Origin of the sequence: Pigmentiphaga sp. (assembly GCF_033795525.1) — a bacterium.
In the GTDB taxonomy this organism is placed as follows: domain Bacteria; phylum Pseudomonadota; class Gammaproteobacteria; order Burkholderiales; family Burkholderiaceae_B; genus Pigmentiphaga.
In genome coordinates, this window is the sequence record NZ_JARYGM010000010.1 from 88,497 (window position 1) to 111,899 (window position 23,403).

At 64.6% G+C, this 23,403-nt stretch carries 20 protein-coding genes; 13 read left to right on the top strand and 7 right to left on the bottom strand.

Annotation, left to right across the window (positions count from 1 at the left end):
• Positions 1-15 precede the first annotated feature (15 nt).
• On the top strand, positions 16-1,623 hold the full coding sequence (locus QHC78_RS18020) for a DHA2 family efflux MFS transporter permease subunit (RefSeq protein ID WP_319747004.1): 1,608 nt from the start codon (positions 16-18) through the stop codon (positions 1,621-1,623).
• A 47-nt stretch (positions 1,624-1,670) separates the two neighbouring features.
• Positions 1,671-2,528 carry an N-acetylmuramoyl-L-alanine amidase gene (locus QHC78_RS18025; protein WP_319747006.1) on the top strand — a complete coding sequence of 286 codons (858 nt, stop codon included), beginning with the start codon at positions 1,671-1,673 and terminating at the stop codon, positions 2,526-2,528.
• A 25-nt stretch (positions 2,529-2,553) separates the two neighbouring features.
• Here the strand turns inward: QHC78_RS18025 and upp are convergent, their stop codons facing one another.
• Positions 2,554-3,204, bottom strand: coding sequence for a uracil phosphoribosyltransferase (upp, locus tag QHC78_RS18030; RefSeq protein ID WP_319747007.1), 651 nt, complete (start codon positions 3,202-3,204; stop codon positions 2,554-2,556).
• A gap of 114 nt (positions 3,205-3,318) precedes the next feature.
• Here upp and QHC78_RS18035 point away from each other — a divergent pair, with 114 nt between their 5' ends.
• Positions 3,319-4,293, top strand: a complete 975-nt coding sequence (locus QHC78_RS18035; protein WP_319747008.1) for a quinone oxidoreductase family protein — start codon at positions 3,319-3,321, stop codon at positions 4,291-4,293.
• A 36-nt stretch (positions 4,294-4,329) separates the two neighbouring features.
• Positions 4,330-5,229, top strand: a complete 900-nt coding sequence (lpxO, locus tag QHC78_RS18040) for a lipid A hydroxylase LpxO (protein WP_319747010.1) — start codon at positions 4,330-4,332, stop codon at positions 5,227-5,229.
• 4 nt (positions 5,230-5,233) lie between these two features.
• On the opposite strand, the gene QHC78_RS18045 is transcribed toward lpxO, so the two are convergent.
• A complete protein-coding gene (locus QHC78_RS18045) occupies positions 5,234-6,454 on the bottom strand; it encodes an MFS transporter (RefSeq protein WP_319747011.1) in 1,221 nt (406 codons plus the stop codon).
• 240 nt (positions 6,455-6,694) lie between these two features.
• Between QHC78_RS18045 and QHC78_RS18050 the strand changes: the two genes are divergently transcribed.
• From QHC78_RS18050 to QHC78_RS18070, 5 genes are read left to right on the top strand one after another with little or no spacing between them, the layout of a single operon-like run.
• On the top strand, positions 6,695-7,930 hold the full coding sequence (locus QHC78_RS18050; protein WP_319747013.1) for an NAD(P)/FAD-dependent oxidoreductase: 1,236 nt from the start codon (positions 6,695-6,697) through the stop codon (positions 7,928-7,930).
• 8 nt (positions 7,931-7,938) lie between these two features.
• Entirely contained in the window at positions 7,939-9,972 is a 2,034-nt protein-coding gene (locus QHC78_RS18055) for a hydantoinase/oxoprolinase family protein (protein WP_319747014.1), read from the top strand.
• Positions 9,969-11,615: a hydantoinase B/oxoprolinase family protein gene (locus QHC78_RS18060; RefSeq protein ID WP_319747015.1), complete on the top strand. Its 1,647-nt coding sequence runs from the start codon at positions 9,969-9,971 to the stop codon at positions 11,613-11,615. The genes QHC78_RS18055 and QHC78_RS18060 overlap by 4 nt, the downstream gene beginning before the upstream one ends.
• The gene (locus QHC78_RS18065) at positions 11,612-12,583 is read left to right on the top strand and encodes a Bug family tripartite tricarboxylate transporter substrate binding protein (protein ID WP_319747017.1); all 972 of its coding nucleotides are present in this window, start codon (positions 11,612-11,614) and stop codon (positions 12,581-12,583) included. The genes QHC78_RS18060 and QHC78_RS18065 overlap by 4 nt, the downstream gene beginning before the upstream one ends.
• Entirely contained in the window at positions 12,580-12,981 is a 402-nt protein-coding gene (locus tag QHC78_RS18070; RefSeq protein WP_319747018.1) for a RidA family protein, read from the top strand. The genes QHC78_RS18065 and QHC78_RS18070 overlap by 4 nt, the downstream gene beginning before the upstream one ends.
• A gap of 1 nt (position 12,982) precedes the next feature.
• On the opposite strand, the gene QHC78_RS18075 is transcribed toward QHC78_RS18070, so the two are convergent.
• Positions 12,983-13,711 carry a GntR family transcriptional regulator gene (locus tag QHC78_RS18075; protein ID WP_319747020.1) on the bottom strand — a complete coding sequence of 243 codons (729 nt, stop codon included), beginning with the start codon at positions 13,709-13,711 and terminating at the stop codon, positions 12,983-12,985.
• Positions 13,712-14,064: 353 nt separating this feature from the next.
• Between QHC78_RS18075 and QHC78_RS18080 the strand changes: the two genes are divergently transcribed.
• Complete coding sequence (locus QHC78_RS18080; protein ID WP_319747022.1) at positions 14,065-15,372, top strand: aromatic ring-hydroxylating dioxygenase subunit alpha; 1,308 nt, start codon at positions 14,065-14,067, stop codon at positions 15,370-15,372.
• Positions 15,373-15,549: 177 nt separating this feature from the next.
• Positions 15,550-16,995: a glutamine synthetase family protein gene (locus QHC78_RS18085; protein WP_319747023.1), complete on the top strand. Its 1,446-nt coding sequence runs from the start codon at positions 15,550-15,552 to the stop codon at positions 16,993-16,995.
• Positions 16,996-17,047: 52 nt separating this feature from the next.
• On the opposite strand, the gene QHC78_RS18090 is transcribed toward QHC78_RS18085, so the two are convergent.
• Both QHC78_RS18090 and pepN read right to left on the bottom strand, forming a co-directional pair.
• Positions 17,048-18,067 (bottom strand): class 1 fructose-bisphosphatase, encoded by a 1,020-nt coding sequence (locus tag QHC78_RS18090; RefSeq protein WP_319747024.1) that lies wholly within the window; start codon positions 18,065-18,067, stop codon positions 17,048-17,050.
• On the bottom strand, positions 18,064-20,763 hold the full coding sequence (gene pepN, locus QHC78_RS18095; RefSeq protein ID WP_319747026.1) for an aminopeptidase N: 2,700 nt from the start codon (positions 20,761-20,763) through the stop codon (positions 18,064-18,066). The genes QHC78_RS18090 and pepN overlap by 4 nt, the downstream gene beginning before the upstream one ends.
• A gap of 141 nt (positions 20,764-20,904) precedes the next feature.
• On the opposite strand from pepN, the gene QHC78_RS18100 reads away from it, so the two are divergent.
• A complete protein-coding gene (locus QHC78_RS18100) occupies positions 20,905-21,588 on the top strand; it encodes a DUF4136 domain-containing protein (protein WP_319747029.1) in 684 nt (227 codons plus the stop codon).
• Positions 21,589-21,606: 18 nt separating this feature from the next.
• On the opposite strand, the gene QHC78_RS18105 is transcribed toward QHC78_RS18100, so the two are convergent.
• Positions 21,607-22,245, bottom strand: a complete 639-nt coding sequence (locus QHC78_RS18105) for a TetR family transcriptional regulator (protein ID WP_319747031.1) — start codon at positions 22,243-22,245, stop codon at positions 21,607-21,609.
• Between the two features lie 166 nt (positions 22,246-22,411).
• On the opposite strand from QHC78_RS18105, the gene QHC78_RS18110 reads away from it, so the two are divergent.
• On the top strand, positions 22,412-22,756 hold the full coding sequence (locus tag QHC78_RS18110) for a DMT family protein (protein WP_319747033.1): 345 nt from the start codon (positions 22,412-22,414) through the stop codon (positions 22,754-22,756).
• Between the two features lie 94 nt (positions 22,757-22,850).
• On the opposite strand, the gene QHC78_RS18115 is transcribed toward QHC78_RS18110, so the two are convergent.
• Positions 22,851-23,204 carry an H-NS histone family protein gene (locus QHC78_RS18115; protein WP_319747045.1) on the bottom strand — a complete coding sequence of 118 codons (354 nt, stop codon included), beginning with the start codon at positions 23,202-23,204 and terminating at the stop codon, positions 22,851-22,853.
• Positions 23,205-23,403 lie beyond the last annotated feature (199 nt).

Here is a 23,403-nt window from a genome sequence, read left to right on the forward strand (position 1 = left end):
ACCGACGGAGTCTTCATGACGAACGCCGCTTCTTCTTCCGCGGGCGGACCGTCCGCCGGGCCCGCGCCGGCCGCTCCGCAGGCCTCCTACCCGCCACTGGCGGGCGGACAGCGGCTGCTGGGCACGGTGGCACTGTCGGCCGCCGTCTTCATGAACGTGCTGGATACTTCGATCGCCAATGTGTCGCTGCCCGCGATATCGGGCGACCTGGGCGTCAGCACCAGCCAGGGCACCTGGGTCATCACGTCGTTTGCGGTGGCCAACGCCATTGCCTTGCCCCTGACGGGCTGGCTGACCATGCGCTTCGGGCAGGTACGGCTGTTCGTCGCATCGGTGCTCTTGTTCATCCTGGCGTCATGGCTGTGCGGACTGGCGCCGAACCTGCAGTCGTTGATCGCTTTCCGCGTGTTGCAAGGCCTGGTGGCCGGACCCATGATCCCGCTGTCGCAGGCGCTCATGCTGGGCAGCTACCCCAGGGAAAAATCCGGGATGGCGCTTGCCCTCTGGTCCATGACGACCCTGGTCGCGCCCGTGGCCGGGCCCCTGCTTGGCGGCTGGATTTCGGACAACTACTCCTGGCCCTGGATCTTCTACATCAATATTCCCGTCGGGCTGGTATCGGCGTGGGTCAGCTGGAGTATCTACCACAAGCGGGAGTCGCCGATCCGCAAGTTGCCCATCGACACGGTGGGACTGGTCCTGCTGGTCGTCTGGATCGCGGCATTGCAGATCATGCTGGATAAGGGCAAGGAGCTCGACTGGTTCGCCAGCGGCACCATCGTCGCGCTGGCCGTGGTGGCCGTCGTGGGCGTCGTGTTATTCGTCATCTGGGAGCTGACCGACAAGCATCCGGTGGTGGACCTGAGGCTGTTCGCCGGACGCAATTTCACGGTGGGCGCGTTGACCCTGTCGGTGGCCTATGCGGTCTTCTTCGGCAATGTCGTGCTGCTGCCCTTGTGGTTGCAGACACAGATGGGATATACCGCCACCGACGCCGGGCTGGTCACCGCGCCTATCGGCTTGCTGGCGATCGTGCTGACGCCCGTTATCGGCCGCATGATGACGCGGGCCGACCCGCGCGTGCTGGTGACGGTCGCTTTCGTCGTGTTCGCCGCGGTCAGTTTCATGCGCTCGGACTTCACGCCCCAGGCCGACATCGTGACGCTGCTCGAGCCCACGGTGCTGCAAGGCGCCGGCATGGCCGCATTCTTCGTGCCGCTGGTGTCGCTGACCCTGGCGGGGCTGCCTCCCGACAAGATCGCCAGCGCGTCGGGCCTGTCGAATTTCCTGCGCATTACCGCCGGAGCCTTCGGCACTTCCATCTCTACGACAATGTGGGAGAATCGGGCGGCCATGCACCACGCCCACCTGACCGAGCACATCACGGCCGGCAGTGCGCCGGCGTCGCAGGCCATGTCGGCCATGCAGGGCGCCGGCATGGCGCCGGAGCAGGCGCTTGCGTCGGTCGACAACTTGATCAACGGCCAGGCGTTGACCATGTCGGCGGTCGATATTTTCTATGGGTCGGCCGTGATCTTCCTGGCGTTGATCGCCATGGTCTGGTTCGCGCGGCCGGGCAAGCCCGGCTCCGGCGCCCCGGTCGACGCGGGAGGCGCGCACTGACGTGGTGCCGGGCAGCCCCGAGCCACAGGAGAAAGGAGTCCCGTCCCATGCGTTTCGCCCGTTCCGCATCCTTGATAGGCGTTGCCATCCTGCTGCTGGTCCAGGGGTGCGGATCGGTACGGCCGGGGCCGGGCGGGCTGGACATCGACAGCTCGATCACGGCGCGCAGCCAGGGCAGCCGGGTCCGGTTTATCGTGCTGCATTACACGGTATCCGACTCACCCCGGGCGCTCAGCCTGCTGAGCCAGGGGGAGGTCAGCAGCCACTACCTGGTGACCGACGACGATCCGCCTCGGGTCTACCGGCTGGTGGATGAGGATCGCGCGGCCTGGCATGCGGGCGAGAGTCAATGGCAGGGCTATACCTGGCTCAATCGCAGTTCCATCGGCATCGAGATCGTCAATCCCGGCCCGGTAGGCACCGCGGCCGACGGTAGCGCCGCCTGGCAGCCCTATAAGCCGGCCCAGATCGGGGCCGTGACGGCCCTGGTGCGCGACATTGCGCAGCGGCATGGCATAGCGCCGGAGAACATCGTCGGGCATAGCGACATTGCACCGTTGCGCAAACAGGATCCGGGCCCGTTGTTTCCGTGGCGGGAACTGGCGCAGGCGGGCGTCGGTCGCTGGTATGACGAGTCGGTGGCCCAGGCCCTGCGCGCCCGTTTCGAGTCGCAGGGCCTGCCGGATACCGCCTGGGTCCAGCGCCAACTGGCGCGTGTCGGGTACGCCGCGCCGCGGACCGGCGTTGCCGACCGTGAGACGCAGGCGGTGCTGGCCGCTTTCCAGATGCATTACCGGCCCCGGCGTTACGACGGCATGCTCGATGCTGAAACCGCCGGTGTACTGGCGGCGCTGGTGGCGGCGTCAGGGCCGGGGCAGGGCGATGCGGACCCGGCTGCCTGGTAGCTTGCCCGCGGCGCGGCAGGGGGCGTCAGTTCTTGGTGCCGAAAAGCCGGTCGCCGGCGTCCCCGAGGCCCGGCACGATATAAGCGTGGTCGTCCAGGTAGTCGTCCAGCGCGGCCAGGAACATGGGCACGTCGGGGTGATGGTCGCAGTAGACGCGCATGCCTTCCGGCGAGGCCACCAATGCGACGAAGATAATGTTGGAGGCCGGCACCCCGCGTTTTTTCAGCACTTCGACCGCATGGGCCGCGGAATAGCCCGTGCCTATCATGGGATCGCACAGGATGAAGGTGCGTCCCTCGATTTCGGGCAGCCGCACCAGGTACTCGACGGGCCGGTGCTGGTCGTCGCGGTACAGGCCGATATGGCCGACCCGCGCGGAGGGCACCAGGTCGAGCAGGCCGTCGGCCATGCCGCTGCCGGCGCGCAACACCGGGACCACGGCCAGCTTCTTGCCGGCGATGACGGGCGCGTCCATCCGGGTCATGGGGGTTTCGATCGGCCGCAGTTCCAGCGGCAAATTGCGCGTGACCTCGTAGCCCATGAGCTGCGAGATCTCCCTGAGCAGCAGGCGGAACGTCCGGGTGGAGGTGTTCTTGTCCCGCATGTGCGTCAGCTTGTGCTGGATCAGCGGATGGTCGAGGATGAAGAGGTTGGGAAAGCGCGGATCGGTCTTCACAGGCGTACCTTGCGGGTTGGGCAGCGCGGGATGCCCCGGGGCGGCCGATATTCTCCGCGAGATTGTATGCGCGATTAGAATGCGGCATGTACGTTCCTCATCTAGGAGATCCAGATGTCCAAGGCGATCCGCATCGAGCAGTACGGCGGCCCGGAAGTGCTCAAGTTGGTGGATGTCGAGGTGCCCCCGCCGGGACCCGGCGAAGTGCGGATCCGGCAATATGCGGTCGGCCTGAACTTCATCGACATCTATTTCCGTACCGGCCTGTATCCCGCCTCGCTTCCCGCCGTGCTGGGCTTCGAGGCCGCCGGAGTGGTCGACGCGGTGGGGCCCCGGGTCAAGCACCTGAAAGTCGGGGACCGCGTGGCCTACGGACAGAGCCCACTGGGGGCCTACGCCGAACTGCGGAACATGCCGGCCTTCCAGGTGGTCAAACTTCCGGACGGCATCAGCTTCGAGGATGCCGCCGCCATCATGCTCAAAGGGCTGACGGTGCAATACCTGTTCCGGCAGACCTATCGCCTGCAAGGGCACGAAACCATTCTGTTCCATGCCGCCGCCGGGGGGGTGGGGCTGATCGCCTGCCAGTGGGCCAGGGCTCTCGGCGTCAAGCTGATCGGCACGGTTTCGTCTCCCGAAAAAGCCGCGCTGGCCAAGGCCAACGGCGCCTGGCGAGTCATCGACTACACGAAGGAAAACGTCGTCGAGCGGGTGCGTGAACTGACCAAGGGCAAGAAGGTGCCCGTGGTTTATGACGGCGTCGGCAAGGACACCTGGGAAACTTCCCTCGATTGCCTGCAGCAACGCGGCCTGATGGTGAGCTTCGGGAATGCCTCGGGCCCGGTCTCGGGTGTCAACCTCGGCATCCTGGCGCAAAAGGGTTCGTTGTTCGTGACCCGGCCTACCGTCGCGCACCATGTCGATACGCTGGAAAAAATGCAGGCGGCTGCCTCCGAGCTGTTCGACCTGGTGGTCGCGGGCAAGATCAAACCGCGTATCGAGCAGCGTTTCAAACTCGAGGAAGTGGCCGCGGCGCACGAGTCGCTGGCAGCCCGAAAAACAACAGGTTCTACGGTATTGATGGTGTGATCCGCCTAGGGCGAAGGCGGGTACCCGGGAATTGATATGAAATGGATCATCGTTGCGCTGTATCTGGGCGCCATTGGTTATGTGCATTTTCGAGGGAAGGTGAGGCTGCGTTTTTTCCGGCAACTGTTTGACCACTCCTCGATCGTGGCGCCGATCAATGCGTTCATGTATTTGTTTTCCAAAGTACCCGCCGTGCCGTACATCCCCGTGCGGCAGCTGCCCGGCCTGCAAGCGTTGGACGACAACTGGGAAGTCATCCGCGACGAGGCGGTCCGGTTGCGTGACGCTCAGCGCATACGCGCCGCCGAGAAAAACAACGACGCCGGTTTCAATTCGTTCTTCAAATCCGGCTGGAAGCGTTTCTACCTGAAATGGTATGAGGCCCAGCATCCTTCGGCGCATGAATATTGCCCGCGTACTGTGGAGATCCTGCGCGGCATCCCGGAGGTCAAGGCCGCGATGTTTGCCGAGCTGCCTCCCGGCGCTCGGCTCAATCCGCACCGCGATCCCTTTGCGGGCTCGCTGCGCTACCACCTGGGGCTGGAGACGCCGAATGACGACCGGTGCTTCATCGAAGTGGACGGGCAGCGCTATAGCTGGCGCGACGGCCAAAGCGTCGTATTCGACGAGACCTTCATCCATTGGGCCGAGAACGGCACCGATCGCGACCGCATCATTCTTTTCTGCGATGTCGAGCGTCCGCTGCGCTATCGCTGGGCGCAGGCCTTCAACAAGTGGATGGGGCGCAAGGTGATGACCGCGGCCAGCTCCCCCAACGAAGAAGGCGACAAGACCGGGTTGATCAACAAGCTGTTCCACGTCGTCTGGGTGTCGGGCCAGTATCGCCGCCGGTTCAAGAACTGGAACCGCACGGCGTACCGCGTGACCAAGGCGGCGCTCGTCATCGGTGTGGTCGCGCTGATCATCTATATCTGAGGTTCTACAGCCCGCGCGAGCGGACGAACAGGCCCAGCCCCAGTCCCAGCGTGGCGCACGCCGCCATCAGCGGCAGCGCATGCGACCACTCGGGTACCGGTCCGCCCACCGTGACGGCCCAGGTCACCAAAGGGGCTGCCACGAACTGCCCGAGATTGGAGCCCTGCAGAAAAAGCCCCTGCAGGCTCGCCATCTGGTCCGGCGTCCGGGCCAGCCGTACCGCTGCCGAGAGCGTCGCGGCCGGGAGGATCCCGCCTACCAGGTTGAGGCTGATGCACGCGGCAAAACGGACGGGATCGGGAAGCCACTCCAGGAAAATCGAGCATGCGGATACGCCCACTACGACGTGCGCGGCCATGATCAGGGCGCTGCCTCGCATGCCGCGCTGGAGAAGCGAGGCGCCCAGCGCCGAGCCTCCCGCGTTGAAAAAGATCACCACCGCCGTCAGCGTCGAGGCCGTCCGCAGCGACAGCCCGCGTTCCTGGATGGCCCAGGTGGGCAGGAAGGTCATGACAGTGAAGAACTGGATCGCGTAGCAGGTGAACGAGAGCGCCAAGACCCAGGGCGCCAGCTGGCGCAAGCCCCCGGTGAGCTGGCGCCAATCGAGCGCGCGCTTGCCGGGCGCCACCGGCGACGCGTAGCGTGGCCGCCATCGTGCCATCCACCCCGCGCAGATGGCGGTCAGGCCGGCAATGAGTAGCCACAGCCCACGCCAATGTCCGCCTTCCAGCAGCAAGGGGGCGGTCAATAGGGCGAGGCTGATACCGAGCGGCATGTAGGCCGACCACAACGCCAGCACCAGGCGTGTCTGGTGCGGCGCGCTTCGTCCAGCCAGCAGCGCGGGTACCGAAATGACGATGGCGATCTGTCCGGTGCCTTCCAGGATGCGGCTGGCCAGCAGCATGGCATAGCTATCGGAGGCCGCGCCCAGCAGGCCGCCCGCGACCAAGGCACAGAGGCCCGCTACGGTGAAGCGCCAGGCGCCGATACGGCCCGATGCCAGCCCCATGCCGACCGCGCACAAGGTCGCGATCGTGCTGAATACCGACACCACCCATCCCACTTCGCGCAGGCTAAGTCCCAGGTCCTGTTGCAGCAGGGGCAAGGCGGGGGGCATTTTGCCGACGCACAGCGCGACCAGAATCCCGCATGCGACTCCCAGGGCGACACCGGGCCAGTCGGTGGTGTCCCGCGGTGTCGCGGGCACGATTGTTTTTGACTGCATGCAGAGCTGTCTCCAGTATAGGGGTGGTTTGATTCACCCTTGAAGCAAGAAAGGGGTCGAATCTATTTTTTTAGAAAAATCTCGGGTTTATGCAGCTATCTTGCCGTTTTTTCTCTATTGCTGTGCAGGTTTTTAAAATCCTTGACACACAAAGGCTGGGCTACCTAGTATGGCCGCCGGGTTTTATGAATTCAATTGTTTGAAAACTGGATCCAGAGCGGTCCGGAGGCGAGGGGTGGCATGCATGTAGTGGTTGTTGGCACGGGCATTGTCGGGGTGTGTACGGCGGCATGGTTGCAGCGGGATGGTCATGATGTCACGTTTGTCGATCCCCGCCCGCCGGGCGAAGCCTGTTCGTTCGGCAATGCCGGCTCGCTGTCGCCTAGCGCCTGCCTGCCCGTCGGCATGCCGGGCATGTGGAAGAAGGTTCCGGGATGGCTGCTCGATCCGCTCGGGCCGCTGACGATACGCTGGCCCTACCTCCCGGTCGTGCTGCCGTGGCTGATGCGGTTCCTGCGGCACTCCCAGCCGGCCGAAGTGGTGCGTATCGCCACCGCCATGCGCAACTTGCTGGCGCCGATTTTCGAGAACTATGGTCCGTTGCTGGAACGGGCCGGCGCGCAGGGCCTCGTTCGCCGTACCGGCTGTCTGTATGTGTATTCCGGGCGCGAAGCCGCCCAGCAGTGGCAGTGGGGCATGGACCTGCGCCGCAGGCTGGGGGTCGAGATGCGCGACGTGGCCCAGGACGAACTGGAATCGCTGGAACCCGACCTCAAGGGCCGGTTCCGTTTCGGCATCCTGGCGCCTGAAAACGGGTCCACGCTGGATCCGTCCGAACTGGTCAAGGCGCTGCATGCACAGTGCGAGCGCGACGGGGCGCGAAGCGTGCGGGCGAGTGTGACGGCTTTCGAGCAACGGGGCGACGCCGTGCGGGCGGTCCGGACCGATGCGGGCGAGACCATCGAATGCGACGGCGTAGTGGTTGCGGCGGGAGCGTGGTCGGGCGGCCTGGCGGTCAGCCTGGGGTTGCGCGTGCCGCTGGAGAGCCAGCGCGGCTACCACGTGACGGTAAACAGCTCGAATCTGTCGCTGCGGCATACCGTCATGGCCGTCGAGTACAACATCATGGTCAATCCTATGGCCAAGGGGCTGCGCCTGGCGGGGTCGGTGGAGTTTGCGGGCCTGGCCGCGCCGCCCGACTACCGGCGGGCGCAGGTCCTGTTGCAGCGAGGTAAAGAGATGTTCCCGCATCTGGATGCCAGCCGCTATACGGAATGGATGGGGCATCGTCCGTGCCTGCCGGACAGCATGCCGGTGATCGGCCGGGCGCCGCGCCTGGCGAATGTCTGGCTGGGTTTCGGTCATGGGCACGTCGGCATGTGCGGCGGTGCGACGACCGGGCGGGAAATCGCCAATCTGGTCGCAGGCCGTCCCACCGGTGTCGACCTGACGCCGTTCGCCCCGGACCGGTTCTAGGCCTGGCCATGATGCATGATTCGGATACGGGCCTGTGGGACATAGGGATCGACGTGGGCGGGACCTTCGTCGACGTGGCCGCGGTGGGTCCGGACGGCAGCGTCCACGCTTCCAAGCATTCGCGCCGCAGCGGCGATCCGGCGCAGGCGGTCCTCCAGGCGCTCGACGAAGTGGCGCAGGCGCTGGCGTTCGGGCCGTCGCAGGTCGGTCGCCTTCTGCATGGCACCACCATCGCGACCAATATCCTGCTCGAGCGCAGCGCGGCGCCCATCGGCGTGATCGTCACGCGGGGCTTTGCCGACGTGCTGACACTGGGCCGGCAGAATCGCCGCGACCTCTATGCGGCGTGGGTGCCATGCCAGACGCCGGTTGCGTTGATGCCGGAGGCGTTGCGTTTCGAGATCGGCGGCCGTATCGATGCCCGAGGCCAGGAATGCGAGCCGGTAGACCGTGCCGACATCCGCGATGCCCTCGAGGCGCTGCGCACCGCCGGCGTGCGCAGCGCCGCCGTGTGCTTGCTGTTCTCGCATTGCAATCCGGTGCACGAGCGCCAGGTGCGCGCCTGGTGCGAGGAAATGGCGCCCGAGATAGGCATCTCCCTGTCGTCTGAAGTCGATCCGCGCGCGCGGGAGTTCGAGCGCTGGTTCACGACCGCCATGGACGCGTACGTGAAGGCCGGCGTGACGGACTATTTGCGCCGGCTGCGGGACGGTCTTGCGCAAAGAGGCTATGCCTCGGCCCTGGTCATGCGGTCGCAAGGAGGTGTCGCCACGCTGGAGGCCTGTCTGCGCCGGCCATTGACGCTCGCCATGTCGGGGCCGGCGGCGGCGGTCAACGGCGTGGCTGGCATGCTGGATGAGGTTTCGCTGGTTGGGGATGCGCTGAGTCTCGACATAGGGGGCACCACGTCCGACCTGAGTTTGATCCAGCGCGGCCGGGCTCGTCATACGCTCGAACTGGGCGTGGCCGAGATGAGCCTGCGCCTGCGGTCGGTCGACGTGCTGTCCGTGGCAGTGGGCGGGGGCAGTTATGTGTCGGTGCACCCTGGAGGCGGGATCCGCGTCGGACCGGAATCGGCCGGTGCCCGGCCCGGTCCCGTGGCCTATGGCCGCGGCGGGACGCGCGCGACAGTCACCGATTGCCTGTTGGTGCTCGGTATCTTGCCTGAGCGCCTGGCAGGAGGGTTGATGCTCGACCGTGGCGCCGCGGCGCAGGCGGTCGATGAGTCGCTGGCGCGGCCGCTGGGGCTATCGGTCGAGGCGGCGGCGCTGGCCGCCGTGCGGGTCGCCAACGGCATGCTTGGAGAAGCGGTCAAGCGGGCCGCGTTTGCAGTCGGCAGCGACCCCTGCCGGTTGACCTTGGTGGCGGCCGGGGGCGGCGGCGCGCTGCATGCGGCCGAGGTGGCGCAGCTGGTGGGTATCCGCCGGGTGGCCGTGCCGCCATTGCCCGGCGTGGCGGCGGCTTACGGCCTGCTGCGCAGCGACTGGACCGATGTCGCCGAGCACGCGCTGGACCTGCCCTTGCGCGACGATGCGTGGGCAGACATGCGGCGGGTGGCGCGGCAATTGGCCGATGATCTGCCGCAGGCGGCCGTTGCGGGTTACGGCGCTGCACGCGATGCGTGGTATCTCGATGTGGGATACGCGGGGCAGGAGTTTGCTCTGGAGATTCCGGTCGATCTGGAGCACGATTCCGCTACCGAGGTGGGCCGGCGTTTCGATGAGGAACACCGCCGCATTCGTGGCCAGGCTTTTTCCTCGGCGCATAGGGTACGGGGGCTGCGGCTCGTCGCCAGCCGTGCCCCGCTGGCCGGGCCGGGCCGTACCCAGCCCGTGCCCGGGGGTGCCGAAGCCGGGGGCGAGCGTGCGTTACAGCTGCCCGATGCCGGTTCTTGCCCGGTTTATGAACGTGTCGGCCTGGCGGCAGGGGAGGAGGGCGCGGGACCGGCCCTGGTCGTAGCCGGAGATTCGACCGTATGGGTGCCGCCGGGTTGGCGCTGGCGCGTCGATGCTTCGAGCGTATTGATTCTGGAGCAGGCATGATGCAGTCCACCGTTACTGAGCCTGCCGGCCTGGATCCGGCTGCACTCGAGATTTTGCGCATGCAGCTGGACGGCGTGGCCGAACGCATGCAGGACGCGCTGGTCCGGTCGGCTACCTCGTCCATCGCCCGCGAGGGCATGGATTGCGCGGCCGCGCTGTTCCTGGCCGATGGCCGGGTCATCGCCCAGGCCCGTTCACTGCCCTTGCTGCTGGGCAGTCTGCTGCCGGCCGTGGAAGGCGTATTGAAGCGTTTCCCCGTGCAAAGCATGCGGGCCGGGGATGCCTACCTGCTCAACGACCCCTGGTCCGGCGGCACGCACCTGCCCGACTTGGCGGTGATCCGGCCCATCCTGCACGACGGCCGTGTGGCGGCCTTTGCGGCAGCCATCCTGCATCATCAGGACGTAGGGGGCAGCACGCCCGGCTCCATTCCGCCGGATGCCACCGAGATCTTCCAGGAAGGCCTGCGCATTCCGCCCATCAGGTGGCGGCAGGACGGTGAAGTTTGTGAAGACGTGGCGCAACTGCTCTATGCCAATTCCCGCACACCCGGCAACTTGCGCGGCGATCTGGACGCCCAGTGGGCTTGTGTCTCGCTGGGCGAACGCGAGGTGGCGGGTTTGATCGGCGCATATGGCATGCAAGCGTTCGCATCGGGTTGCGATGCCTTGATCGCGCAGGCCGACCGTATGACACGGGCGGCCCTGGCGACGCTGCCCGATGGCGTCTATCGGCATACAGACAGGCTGGACGGTTGCGGTGCGGAGCCGGTATGCATACAGGTCAGGCTGGAGAAGCGAGGCAGCAGCATCGACATCGATTTCACGGGGTCGTCGCCGCAGGTGGCCGCACCGGTGAATGCGACTTATGCCGCCATGCTGTCCGCCTTGTTCTTCTTTATGCGTACGCTGGCGCCCGACGCGCCCAACAACCATGGCTGCCTGCTGCCTGCGCGCTGGACGCTGCCCGAAGGATCGGTGGTCAATCCGCGCTACCCCGCGCCGGTGAATGCCCGCACCGCGACGGTCAAGCTCGCGTGCAACGCCATGCTGGCGGCCTGGGCCGGCGTCGACCCGCGGCATGCGCCTGCGCCCAATTCAGGCGTGGCCCTCGTGATGTCGGTGGGCGGCACGCGCAGCAGCGGCACGCGCTATTTCTTTACGGAAATCATTGCCGGCGGCGCGGGCGGTTCGCCGTGGGGCGAGGGCGCTTCCGGCATCTCTACCGATGTCGGTAATGGCAAGAACCTGCCCGTGGAGATGCTCGAGGCGCAGGCGCCGATACGGGTGGAGTGCTACCGCCGGCGGCGGGGCTCGGGCGGCCCGGGCGTGCATGGCGGCGGGGACGGCGTGGTGCGTCAATATCTTTTGCTGGAGGGCGAGGCCGTGGTGTCGTATCGCAGCGAGCGCCACGAAAGCCGTCCTCCCGGCGCAGCCGGCGGTATGCCGGGCATGTCGTCCTCGGCCGTCCTGGTGCGTGCCGACGGATCGCGCCAGGAGCTTCCGTCCAAGTCCCGTTTTCAATGGAAAGCCGGAGAGCGCCTCATTATCGAAACCGCCGGCGCAGGCGGGTGGGGGGACCCAGCCGGGGCGCGCAGCGCTCCAGTCGATGTCACAAGGACGACAACTCGGGAGGTCGTATGAAGAAGTGGTATGGATGCATAATCGGCGCCTTTGCCGCCACTGCGCTGGCACCGGCCGTGCACGCACAGGATTATCCGAGCAAGATGATCCGGATCGTCGTGCCGTTTCCGCCGGGCGGCAGTACGGACCTGCTGGCGCGCCAGTTGGCTGAAAAGCTGGCTCAATCGCTCGGCCAGACGGTCATCGTCGAGAACCGGCCCGGCGCCGGCGGCACGGTGGGGTCGGCCTACGTCGCCAGGGCGGCGGCCGACGGATATACCTTGCTCATGGGAGTGACCGGCTCCCATGGCGTCAGCTACAGCCTGTACTCGAAGCCGCCGTACGATCCGGTGAAAGACTTTGCGCCGGTTTCGATGGTGGTCAATTCTCCGCTCATCCTGGTCCGGACGCCCGACGTACCCGCCAAGACGGTACAGGAGTTCGTGGCCTACGCCAAAGCCCATCCCGGCAAGCTGACTTACGGGTCGCCGGGTAACGGAACGTCGATGCACCTGACCGGCGAGATGTTCTCGCAAGCGACCGGTGTCAGCCTGCTCCACGTGCCTTACAAGGGCAGCGCCGGCGTGTTGAACGACCTGCTGGGCGGGCAGTTGCAGTCTGCCTTCGCGGACCTGCTGGTCGTCCAGCAGTTCATCAAGTCGGGCAAGCTGCAGCCGGTCGCGGTCACGTCGTCGAAGCGGCATCCCATGTTTCCGGATGTGCCCACGATCGCCGAGAGCGGGGTGCCGAATTTCGAGGCACTTTCCTGGCAGGGACTGTTTGCGCCGGCAGGCACGCCGCCGGAGGTAGTGAACAAGCTCAACGGCGCCGTGGTCAAGGTGCTGGAGCGGCAGGACATGAAAGATTTCTTTGCCTCGCAGGGCTTTATCGTGGCGCCTACGTCGCCGGAGCAGTTCGGGCAGTTCGTCGCCGCGGAGGTCAAGAAGTGGGGCGCGATCGTCAAGACGGCAGGAGTGCAGATCGAATGAGTGGACGTTTCCCTGCCATCGAGCATCGCGGCGGCCAGGTGGTGCGGCGGGGCGTGGTCCAGCCCATCACGCCCGCGGTGATCGCCACCGGCCGGCTGGTATTCGTGTCGGGTCAGATACCCATGATCGATGGCGCGCCGGCGGCGCCCGACATCGAAGGGCAGACCCATGCGGCCATCGACATGATCGAGGCCATCCTGGCCGATTGCGGCTGCGGGCTCGACCGCGTCGTCAAGACGACCGTATGGCTGGTGCATGCCGAAGACTATGAAGGGTTCAATCGCGCCTACGGAGAACGTTTCCCGCATCTGCCGCCCGCACGCGCCACGGTGGTCAGCGCACTGGTCCCGCCCGTGCGCGTCGAGATCGAAGCCGTGGCGGTGCTGGACGAAGCTTGATTCAGGTCCGGCCGAACACGATCTTCATGGCGGGCAGAAGCTGCGCGGCCGTCTCGGGGCGTTCGAGGGCGTATTCCAGGTTCATCTGGGCGACGTCCACGTGCTCCTCGGCCAAGGCCTGCGCCCGCGCGCCTTCGCCTTTTTCCATGGCCTGCACGAGCCGGTGATGCTGCAAATGGGCGTAGAGCATCCATTTCTGCCGCTCGTCACCGGTGTTCTGCATGGGCAGCATGGTGCTGGGCGAGGCGAACGGAAGCCGGTTGTTCATCTCGATGGCCCGTGCCAAGGCGAAGTTGCCCGCCGCATCGATGATCAACTGATGGAAGCGATCGTTCATTTCGCCGTACAGCGCGTAGTCGTCGTAAGTCATTTCGGATTTGTTGACGACGCGGTCGCCATCACGCAGGCATGCACGCAGGTCCAGAGACAGCTGCCGCGACACACCGTGTTCGGCCACCAGGCGCGCCGCCATCCCTTCCAGGTGGCCGCGCACCGCGATGGCGTCGTGGATCTCGCGCGGCGTGAAGCGCCGCATCATATAGCCGTTGGTGGGCGAAGGCTCGATCAGTCCTTCCTGCTCAAGGGCGGCCAGAGCCAGTCGGATCGGCGTGCGCGAGACCCCCAGCTTTTCCGCCAATGGGACTTCGGCAAGCCGCTCGCCGGGCGCGAACTCTCCCTTCAGGATCAGGTCCCGCAGCTGTACCAATACCCGCGTTTGTTGCGATTCCAACGTTGTTCTCCTGGTGGGCCGCCCCGCGCTCCCGCGGCTCGGCGTGGCGCCCTGCGCTTTATTGTATCCAATTGGCGGGCTGGATCCAGTTTAGCGGTTTTTTGCGGTTGGCGGGGGTCGGGGTGCGGGCGGGTCGGTCGCTCGGGGAAAGTCCTATGTACAACATAAGATTCTGAATTTTAAGTATATTTTTTAGATCGACCAAGGCATGGCAGGAATGCGGATGCAGTGCCGGGTACCGGAGCGGTTTACAGGGCTGGATCCATAGAATAGTATTCTGCATACACTGTTGCACCAAGGCCGGCGTCCACTTATCTTTTTGGTGGCCGGTGTCGAATCCATGTAAGGAGTCCATGATGTCCCCCGAGCAGAACGAACGCATCACCCGTGTGGGGTTGGGTACGCCGGCCGGCACGCTGTTGCGCCAATATTGGCAGCCCGTGGCGCTGGTCGACGAACTGGAGACCGAACGTCCCATTCGTCCCGTCAAGCTGATGGGCCAGGAGTTCGTGCTGTTCCGGGACGACCAGGGACGCTACGGACTGCTTGATCGCGATTGCCCGCATCGCGGCGCGGACCTGGCTTTCGGACGCCTGGAGGATGGCGGGCTGCGATGCTTGTTCCACGGCTGGCTGTTCGACGTCAACGGCGCCTGTCTGGAAACCCCGGCCGAACCCGAGGGCAGCAAGCTGCCCCAGCGCATCAAGCAGAAATCCTATCCCGTGGTCGAGAAGAGCGGCATCCTGTTTGCCTACATCGGGGAAGGCGAGCCGCCGGCTTTCCCGCATTTCGACTGCTTCGTCGCGCCCAGCGAATACACCTTCGCGTTCAAGGGTTACCTCGACTGCAACTGGCTGCAGGCCTTGGAAGTGGGCATCGATCCGGCGCACGCTTCGTACCTGCACCGTTTTTTCGAGGATGGCGATACCGAGGCCAGCTATGGCAAGCAGTTCCGCGGTGCTTCGGCCGATTCCAACCTGCCCATCACGAAGGTGCTGCGCGAGTTCGACCGGCCCGAAATCAAGGTCGATCCCGCCGACTACGGCTTGCGCCTGACGGCGCTGCGCCGGCTCGATGAAGAGCAAACGCACGTGCGCGTGACCAATCTGGTGTTTCCCCAGGCCTTCATCATCCCCATGAGTTCGGAGATGACGATCGCGCAGTGGCACGTGCCGGTGGACGATACCAGCTGCTATTGGTACGCCATCTTCACCAGTTTCGGCCAGCCGGTCGACAAGAAGCAGATGCGCGAGCAGCGGCTGGCGCTGTATGAACTGCCCGACTACATGCCCCGCGTGGGCCGGTTCAACAACTACGGCTATAACTCCAAGGAGCAGGCGACGCAGACCTATACCGGGATGGGGCACGATATCAACGTGCACGACCAGTGGGCCGTCGAGTCGCAAGGCAAGATCCAGGACCGCTCGCGCGAGCACCTGGGGTCGACGGACAAGGGAATCGTTGCCTATCGCCGGCTGCTGCTAGAAGCCATCGACCAGGCTGCACGGGGAGAAAAAGCCCTGATGATGATCGACGAGGCGCAGGCGAGCGCATTCAGCGGACCGCCTTCCATTGATGGCATCGGCCCCGGCGACTCATGGAGCGACTATTGGAAGATCGCGGACGAAAAACGCCGCAAGACCTCCAAGTGGGCGGCGTAGGCATATTTTCGGTGCGCCAGCCGTAATTCGCTGGCTGACCCGGGCAGGCGAGCGCCGTTCCGGGTCAGCCCGGTAGTGCCCCGGGTAGGCGGATCCGGCTCCGCCGGTTCGCAGTGCCGCCCCTTTGGAGGGAGCGTGCGAGGCCTGCAGGGGAGTGGGCTTTTCTTGGAGTTCCTTATGTCTTTCGTGGATCGGTTCGGTCTCTGGTCCGAGGCGCAGCAGCACGCCGCGCGCGATGTCGTCGCGGCGATCGAACGCGGTACCCTCGACGTCGTCAGGTTTTCGTTTCCCGACCAGCATGGCATCTTGCGCGGCAAGACGCTGGTGGCCGAGGAGGCCGTGCGCGCGCTCAAGAGCGGCGTCACCCTGACCACCACCATGTTCGCCAAGGATACGTCGCATCGGACGGTATTCCCGGTCTTTACGTCGGGAGGGGGATTCAGCCGCCCGGAAATGCAGGGCGCGGCCGACGTGCTGATGGTGGCCGACCCGACCACGTTCAAAGTTTTGCCGTGGGCGCCCAACACCGGCTGGCTGCTCTGCGATACATACTTCCAGAGCGGCGAACCCGTGCCTTTCGATACGCGCCAGCTGTTCCGCAAGGCCCTGGCCGGGCTCAACGATTCGGGGTACGAGCTGATTACGGGCCTGGAGGTCGAGTGCCATGTATTCAAGGCCGTGCAACATCACATGCGCCCCGAGGATGCCGGCCAACCGGGCCAGCCGGGAGTGCCGCCCGACGTCGAGCTGATGTCCCATGGCTACCAGTACCTCACCGAGTTGCGCTACGACTCGGTCGACACGGTCATGGAGCTGGTGCGCAAGACGGCCCAGCAATTGGATCTGCCGCTACGTTCGCTCGAAGTCGAGTTCGGCCCGAGCCAGTTCGAGTTCACTTTTGCGCCGGGCAACGCGCTGAAAACCGCCGACGACATGATTCTGTTCCGCAGCGCGGTCAAGCAGGTATGTCGCCGGAACGGTTTCCATGCGACCTTCATGTGCCGCCCGCGCATTCCCAACGTGGTATCGAGCGGCTGGCATCTGCACCAGTCCTTGCGGCGCCTGGCCGATGGCAGCAACGCATTCGTGCCTACCGAGTCCGGTAGCGATTTGTCGCCCGTCGGACGCCATTATCTGGGCGGCTTGCTGGCTCATGCTTGCGCAGCCACCGCCTTGTCCACCCCGACGCTCAATGGCTATAAGCGCTATCGCCCTTATTCGTTGGCGCCGGATCGCGCCATATGGGGCCGCGACAATCGCGGTGTGATGCTGCGCGTGCTGGGCGGCGTCGGCGACGCGGCGACCCGTATCGAGAACAGGGTGGGCGAGCCGGCTGCCAATCCTTATCTGTACTTTTCGTCCCAGGTGCTTTCCGGCATGGATGGCATCGAGCGCAGCATCGACCCCGGGCCGTCGGCCGACGTTCCCTACGAGGCGAAGGCGGCGAGCCTGCCGCGTACCCTCGGGGAAGCATTACAGTGCCTGCGCGACGATCCGGTACTGTGCGAAGGCCTGGGCGTAGGCTTCGTCGATTACTTCTGCCATATCAAGGAAGCCGAGATCGCGCGCTTCAATCTCGAAGTCAGCGAATGGGAACAGCGCGAATACTTCGATATATTCTGATGCGGCGGCCCGCCCTCCTGGCGGACCGCCGCCGGACGGCGGGCCGGCGAAGTCAGGCCTGGCCCGCCTCGTGGTGGTAGCGGGTGACGAGGTCCACTTCGTTCTTGGATCCCAGGACCACCCCGATGCGCTCATGCAGGGCGGAAGGCTGCACGTCCAGGATGCGCTGGAAACCGTTGGTAGCGGCGCCGCCGGCCTGTTCCACCAGCATGCTCATGGGATTGGCTTCGTACATCAGGCGCAGCTTGCCGGGCTTGGTCGGCTCGCGCGCATCCCACGGGTACATGAAGATGCCACCCCGGTTCAGGATGCGGTGGACGTCGGCCACCATTGAGGCGATCCAGCGCATGTTGAAGTCCTTGCCGCGCGGTCCGGTCTTGCCCGCCAGGCATTCCTCGACGTAGCGCCGTACCGGCGGCGCCCAGTGCCGCATGTTCGACATGTTGATGGCGAATTCCTTGGTATCGGCCGGGATCTGGATGTTTTCCTGGGTCAGTGCCCACGAGCCCACCTCGCGATCTAGGGTGAAGCCGAAAACCCCCGTGCCGACGGTCAGCACCAACATGGTCTGCGGGCCGTACAGCGCATAGCCGGCCACGACTTGCCGGGTGCCCGGCTGCAGGAAGTCCTGTTCGGTGATCTCGCGGCCTCTGGCGGATTCCGGCACACGCAGCACCGAAAAAATCGTGCCGATGGATACGTTCACATCGATGTTGCTGGAACCGTCGAGCGGGTCGAACAGCAGCAGATATTCACCCTTCGGATAGTGGGTCGGGACGAGATGGACGGTCTCCATTTCCTCCGAGGCCATGGCAGCCAGCTGGCCGCCCCATTCGTTGGCCTCGAGCAGGATTTCGTTGGAGAGCACATCGAGTTTTTTCTGTACCTCTCCTTGCACGTTCTCGCTCTCGAGGCTGCCCAGGACGCCGCCCAGGGCGCCTTTGCCGACGGCATGGCCAATGGCCTTGCAGGCGCGGGCGACGATTTCGACGAGCAGGCGGACTTCGGCGGGCAGGGCAGCGGGCCCCCGTTGCTGCTCTATCAGGAATTGCGTAAGCGTCTTGCGCTTCATGCGGCGATCTCCAAGGCTTTAGAAACGATTTCGGTAACGTTGCGCGACAGGCCCGCATGGTTGCGAACCTGCTGCAGCGCGCGTTGCATCGGTTTGCTCAATTCGGGTACATAGCGGACCCAGCGGTCCATCGCGCGCGCCAGCCGGGCGGCTATTTCGGGATTGATGGCGTCCAGAGCCAGCACCTGCTTGGCCCAGTAGCGATAGCCGCTGCCGTCGGCGCGGTGGAACCCGTAGGGGTTGTTCAAGCAGAACTGGAAAACCAGCGAACGCGCGCGGTTGGGATTGCGTAGCGAAAAGGCGGGATGGACCATCAGCCCTTCCACGGCTTCGACGGTGGTGGCGCGTGCCGTCGCCTGGAGCGCAAACCATTTGTCCACGACCAGCGGGTCATTCTGCCAACGCTCGTAGAAATCGGTCAGCGCTTCCTGCGCGGCAGAGCGTGGGCCGAAGTTGACCAGCGCCGACAGGGCCGCCATGCGGTCGGTCATGTTGCGCGCTTGCGCATACTGCCGCGTGGCTTGCTGCGCCGCGTCGGTCTCGCCACCGGCATTCAGCATGGTCAGCGCCAGGTTCTTCAGCGCACGCCTGCCGGCGCTGATGGGATCGGGGCTATAGTCGCCCGGCGTCTGGTGGCTTTCGTATGCCGCCTGCCATTCGGCGGCCAGCGCGCGGCCCAGCGCCGCCTGGGTCTCGTCGCGTACCGTGGCCAACGCGATCGGATCGACCTCGCTCATGTGTTCGGCCAGCGTCTTCTCCGAAGGCAGGGTCAACGCGCGCGCGCGGTAGGCGGCATCGAGTCCCGGCGCGGTCAGGAACGCCCGCCAGGCCTCGATGAAATCATGGCGCAGCACGAAGGATTTCCCCTCGCGTCGCTCGCGCGTGGCGGCCAGGATGACCCGGGTGGCCAGTTGCTGGCCGGCTTCCCAGCGTGCGAAGGCGTTGCCGTCGTGCTTCATCAGCAGTGCCAGCTCGTGATCGCTGTAGTCATACTCTACGATCACCGGTGCCGAAAAATCGCGCAGCAGGGAGGGGACGGGCCGGGCATCGACGTTCTCGAACGTCCATTCGGCCTGTTCGGTGGCGAGCTCGAGCAGCGCGGTGTCGCGCACCATCGTATCCCCGGCGAGCTTGAGGGGCAGTGGCCGGCCTTCGCCATCGAGCAGGCCGATGGCGAACGGGATGTGGAACGGCTGCTTGGCCGGCGCGCCGGGCAAGCGTTCTACGCCCACCGGGTCGCAGCGCTGGGCCAGCGTGACGGTACATTGCCGCGCGGCCGGATCATGTCTTAGCGTCACCTTCACTCGCGGCGTGCCGGCCTGGCTGTACCAGCGTTTGAATATCGAGAGGTCTTGCCCCGGATGGTCCTGCACGTAGACCGACTCCATGGCATCGACGAAGTCGTCGCAGGTGACCGCCTCTCCGTCGTGGCGGCGGAAGTATTCGGCCAGGCCGCGCTGGAATCCTGCAGGCGTCAACAGCGTTTGCTGCATCCGTATGACTTCGGCGCCTTTCTCATAAACGGTGGCGGTGTAGAAGTTGCCGATTTCCTGGTAGCTCTCCGGCCGGATGGGGTGGGCCATGGGCCCCGCATCTTCCGGAAACTGGGCGGCGCGCAAGGTGACGACGTCGTCGATGCGCTTGACCGTGCGGGCGCTGGCGGCCGCCTCGGCGTCCAGGCCCCGGGCCATCATGTCGGCCGTGAATTCCTGGTCGCGGAATACCGTCAGTCCTTCCTTCAAGCTGAGCTGGAACCAGTCGCGGCAGGTTACCCGGTTGCCGGTCCAGTTATGGAAGTACTCATGGCCGATCACTGCCTCGATCGCGCTGTAGTTGGCGTCGGTGGCGGTTTCGGGATCGGCCAGCACGTAGGCGGCGTTGAAGATGTTCAGGCCCTTGTTCTCCATCGCGCCCATGTTGAAATCGCGCGCGGCCACGATCATGAAACGGTCGAGGTCGAGCTCTAGTGAAAAGCGCTGTTCGTCCCATCGGACGGCCCGCTCCAGCGATTCGAGCGCGTATTGGGTCTTGTTTTCGCTGCCTGGGTCGCTGTAGACCTGCAACAGGACCTCGCGGCCGGAGCGGGTGCGGATGCGCGACTCGCGCCAGGTCAGGACGCCGGCAACCAGGGCAAACAGGTAGCACGGCTTGGGGAAGGGGTCTTCCCAGCGTGCTTCGTGCCGACCGTCGGGAAGTTCCGACTGGGCGACCAGGTTGCCGTTGGAAAGCAGCTGCGGAAACCGCGCCTTGTCGGCCCTGAGCACGACCGAATAGCGCGACATCACGTCGGGCCGGTCCGGAAACCACGTGATGCGGCGGAACCCTTCCGCCTCGCATTGCGTGAAGAACACCCCATTGGAGACGTAAAGCCCCATCAGGGTCGAATTGGCCGACGGATGGCAGCGCGAGGTGATTTCGACCAGCGCTTGGGCGCCCAGTCCGTCCAGCGTCAAGGTCTGCTCGTCCAGCTGATAGCGGCTGGCGTCCCAGTCCTGGCCATCGACTTTCAGTGAAACCAGCTCGATATCCTCGCCGTTCAGCACCAGCGGGCCGTTGGTCTTGCGCTGGACTTGCAGGCGCGAGTGGACGAGCGTGTGATCGGGGTCGAGGTCGAACTCCAGATGCACTGACGCAATATCGTACGGAAACGGTAGGTAATTCTGGCGTCTGATCGTGACGGGAGTATCGGTTCGCATAATCGGGCAGAAACGAGTGACGGCGCTGGGGATTGTAGCGGGGTGGGGCAGCATGCGCCGGTACAGAACCGATCCATGCCATTCTGGTCCAAAAATCCATACCGGTTAAAGTACGATTCTTACCTCGGATGCGAAAGCGCCATGTCGATATCCAAATGTAATTTTCTCTTCGGGCCCGCGCGATGGGCATGGGCAGCGCGGGTGGTCCAGCTTGCCGCGGTGGCGCTGTTGGCGGGATGTGCCACCACGGTTCCCGCGCGGGTGACGACCTTCCAGCAGTGGCCGGCCGACGCCGTGGGGGCCGCCTGGAGGTTCGATCCGGCTGCGGCGGAGCGCGAGAGCCTCGAGTATGGCGAATATGCCGACATGATACGTGCCGGCATGGGACCTACCGGCCTGGTGGAGGCCAAGGCCGGCCAGCCGGCCCGTTTCACTGTCAGTTTCTCGTATGGTGTCGAGCCCGTTCAGGTCCGGATCGAGCGTCCGGCCTACGACCCGTTCTACGGACCCTGGGGGCCCTGGGGATACGGATGGGGCGGATTCGGCTATCGCGGGCGGGGCGGCCTGGGCTTTGCATGGGGCCCGCCCTATCCGCCCACCTGGACTTCCACGACGGTCGACGCCTCGCGCGCCACATTGAAAGTCGAGATCCGGGACGCCCGGCAGAACGGTCTCAAAGTCTACGAGTCCACGGCCGTGAGTACGGCGGCGGGCGATGCGCTGCCGCAGGTCATGCCTTACCTGGTGCGGGCGATCTTCGACCGTTTCCCCGACACCAATGGCCAGGTTCGGGACGTCAGCTACGAAGTAGAGAAGCGGCGCTGAAGGGGCGCAGGAACGCGGTCAATCCGCCCCGGCGGCACGTCCGCGGTTCTTGAGTCCGGTCAGGAAGTCATCGATGACTTGACCACCCACTTCCTTGATGTCGAAGGCCTGCGGCTCGAGCATCCAGTCCATGAACAAGCCATGCATGATGGCGTGCAGGCCGAGCGCCGCAATGGACGGGTCGGTCCCGGCAGGTAATTGCCCCAGCTCGACGGCGCGCCGGAAACCTTCTTCGTACCGGGTCAGCGCAATCTTGCGGCTTTCGACATGTCGCCGGCGCATGTCCGCGGTCTCGGCCACGTATTCGCATTTGAACAGCAGGATTTCACAGACGCGCTGCGCGCTGGCCCCTTCGGACACCATCCTCAGCGCATCGACCGCGCTGCTTCGCAGTTGGCCCAGAGGATCGGCGGAATTGAGGTCGCAGCTGCGGTCGAGCGCGTCCTCGATGGGCATCTTGACGCGTTGGAGCATGGCGTCGAGCAGGTCGGTCTTGTTCTTGAAGTGCCAATAAATCGCGCCCCGGGTTACATTGGCGGCCGCTGCGATGTCCTGCAGTGATGTATGGGAAACGCCCTGCTCGCTGAAGATCTGCTCTGCGGTTTCGAGTATGCGGGTGCGGGTTTCGAGCGCTTCCTCTTTCGTTTTGCGTACCATGGCCATGCCCAGCCGGTGGTGTCCGGGGCCAGCATGCACTGTTGCCGGACAAAAGTGTGTGAGTAACTAGCGGGATCCGCAATGGATGTGCCACTCTGCGTGATGCTTATATACATGCATGGATGTATGTAAGCATACCACGTTTCGATAGAGGATATGAGAACGCATGTTAGCCCAGGTATTGGGATTCGTAGCGCTGCTGGCTTTGTCGAATACCTTTATGACGTTTGCCTGGTACGGGCACCTGCGCTATGCGCACGCCAGTCCCTGGTACATCGCGCTGTTGGCCAGCTGGGGGCTGGCTTTTTTCGAGTACGCCATCATGGTGCCTGCCAATCGGTACGGGTATGGCTTTCTCGGCGTCACCCAAATGAAAATATTGCAGGAGGTTGTCACGCTTACCGTTTTTGTGCCCTTTGCACTAGTCTTTATGGATGAGCGCCTGCGGCTGAACCATTTATGGGCGGGATTGTGCCTGGTCGGTGCGGTGTATTTCGCCTTCAAGAAATGACGGCAATACGGTAATAAATAAAAAGGTGGTTTTACGTCTCTTATTACGCAAAACCACCTTTTTACTGTAATGAACGGTAGAACCCGATACAGCCTTATTGATTGATGAGAAACTGGTCGCGCGTGGCGCCGCCTGCTTCTGCAGCTACCAGCCAGCGCGGAGGCTTGCCGCGGCCGGTCCAGGTTTCGCCCGTTTCGGGATGGCGGTATTTGGGCGCGACCTGCTTGGGGGGCTTGGCGGTGGGCTTGGAAGCTGCGGGCGCGCGTTTGCGGCCGGGAACGCCCTTGGCTTGGGCGGCTTTTAGCTCATCCAGCGTGATGGAGTACTCCTGCATGGAGCGCAGGATCGAGGCGATGACGGGCTGGCGTTGTTTCAATCGGATGCTTTCCGCTTTTTCCTGCAGTTTCCGGATTTGGGCCTGCAGCGATTGGTAGGTATCTTTAGCCATTTTTGTCCACGTGGTTGATCTGGTCAGGCGTCGCGCCGAAATGCCGTTTGTGCGCTGATGGAAACAAGCGCATTTTAGAAGCGAATTTTCCGCGCTGTGAAGCCCCGGGGTGAAAACGGATACATTTAACAGGCCGTTGAAAAAGTGGGCATCGAACGCATCAGGGACGCTGTTTTCGAAGAAACGAGTGGCCCAGACG

Excerpts from the sequence above, each read along its gene's own strand:
- QHC78_RS18115 (WP_319747045.1), bottom strand. The coding sequence starts at position 23,204 with ATGGCTAAAGATACCTACCAATCGCTGCAGGCCCAAATCCGGAAACTG.
- QHC78_RS18080 (WP_319747022.1), top strand. The coding sequence starts at position 14,065 with ATGATGTCCCCCGAGCAGAACGAACGCATCACCCGTGTGGGGTTGGGT.
- QHC78_RS18060 (WP_319747015.1), top strand. The coding sequence starts at position 9,969 with ATGATGCAGTCCACCGTTACTGAGCCTGCCGGCCTGGATCCGGCTGCA.
- QHC78_RS18025 (WP_319747006.1), top strand. The coding sequence starts at position 1,671 with ATGCGTTTCGCCCGTTCCGCATCCTTGATAGGCGTTGCCATCCTGCTG.
- QHC78_RS18100 (WP_319747029.1), top strand. The coding sequence starts at position 20,905 with ATGTCGATATCCAAATGTAATTTTCTCTTCGGGCCCGCGCGATGGGCA.
- QHC78_RS18085 (WP_319747023.1), top strand. The coding sequence starts at position 15,550 with ATGTCTTTCGTGGATCGGTTCGGTCTCTGGTCCGAGGCGCAGCAGCAC.
- QHC78_RS18105 (WP_319747031.1), bottom strand. The coding sequence starts at position 22,245 with ATGGTACGCAAAACGAAAGAGGAAGCGCTCGAAACCCGCACCCGCATA.
- QHC78_RS18045 (WP_319747011.1), bottom strand. The coding sequence starts at position 6,454 with ATGCAGTCAAAAACAATCGTGCCCGCGACACCGCGGGACACCACCGAC.
- QHC78_RS18050 (WP_319747013.1), top strand. The coding sequence starts at position 6,695 with ATGCATGTAGTGGTTGTTGGCACGGGCATTGTCGGGGTGTGTACGGCG.
- QHC78_RS18020 (WP_319747004.1), top strand. The coding sequence starts at position 16 with ATGACGAACGCCGCTTCTTCTTCCGCGGGCGGACCGTCCGCCGGGCCC.
- QHC78_RS18035 (WP_319747008.1), top strand. The coding sequence starts at position 3,319 with ATGTCCAAGGCGATCCGCATCGAGCAGTACGGCGGCCCGGAAGTGCTC.
- lpxO (WP_319747010.1), top strand. The coding sequence starts at position 4,330 with ATGAAATGGATCATCGTTGCGCTGTATCTGGGCGCCATTGGTTATGTG.
- QHC78_RS18070 (WP_319747018.1), top strand. The coding sequence starts at position 12,580 with ATGAGTGGACGTTTCCCTGCCATCGAGCATCGCGGCGGCCAGGTGGTG.
- QHC78_RS18090 (WP_319747024.1), bottom strand. The coding sequence starts at position 18,067 with ATGAAGCGCAAGACGCTTACGCAATTCCTGATAGAGCAGCAACGGGGG.
- pepN (WP_319747026.1), bottom strand. The coding sequence starts at position 20,763 with ATGCGAACCGATACTCCCGTCACGATCAGACGCCAGAATTACCTACCG.
- QHC78_RS18055 (WP_319747014.1), top strand. The coding sequence starts at position 7,939 with ATGATGCATGATTCGGATACGGGCCTGTGGGACATAGGGATCGACGTG.
- QHC78_RS18065 (WP_319747017.1), top strand. The coding sequence starts at position 11,612 with ATGAAGAAGTGGTATGGATGCATAATCGGCGCCTTTGCCGCCACTGCG.
- QHC78_RS18110 (WP_319747033.1), top strand. The coding sequence starts at position 22,412 with ATGTTAGCCCAGGTATTGGGATTCGTAGCGCTGCTGGCTTTGTCGAAT.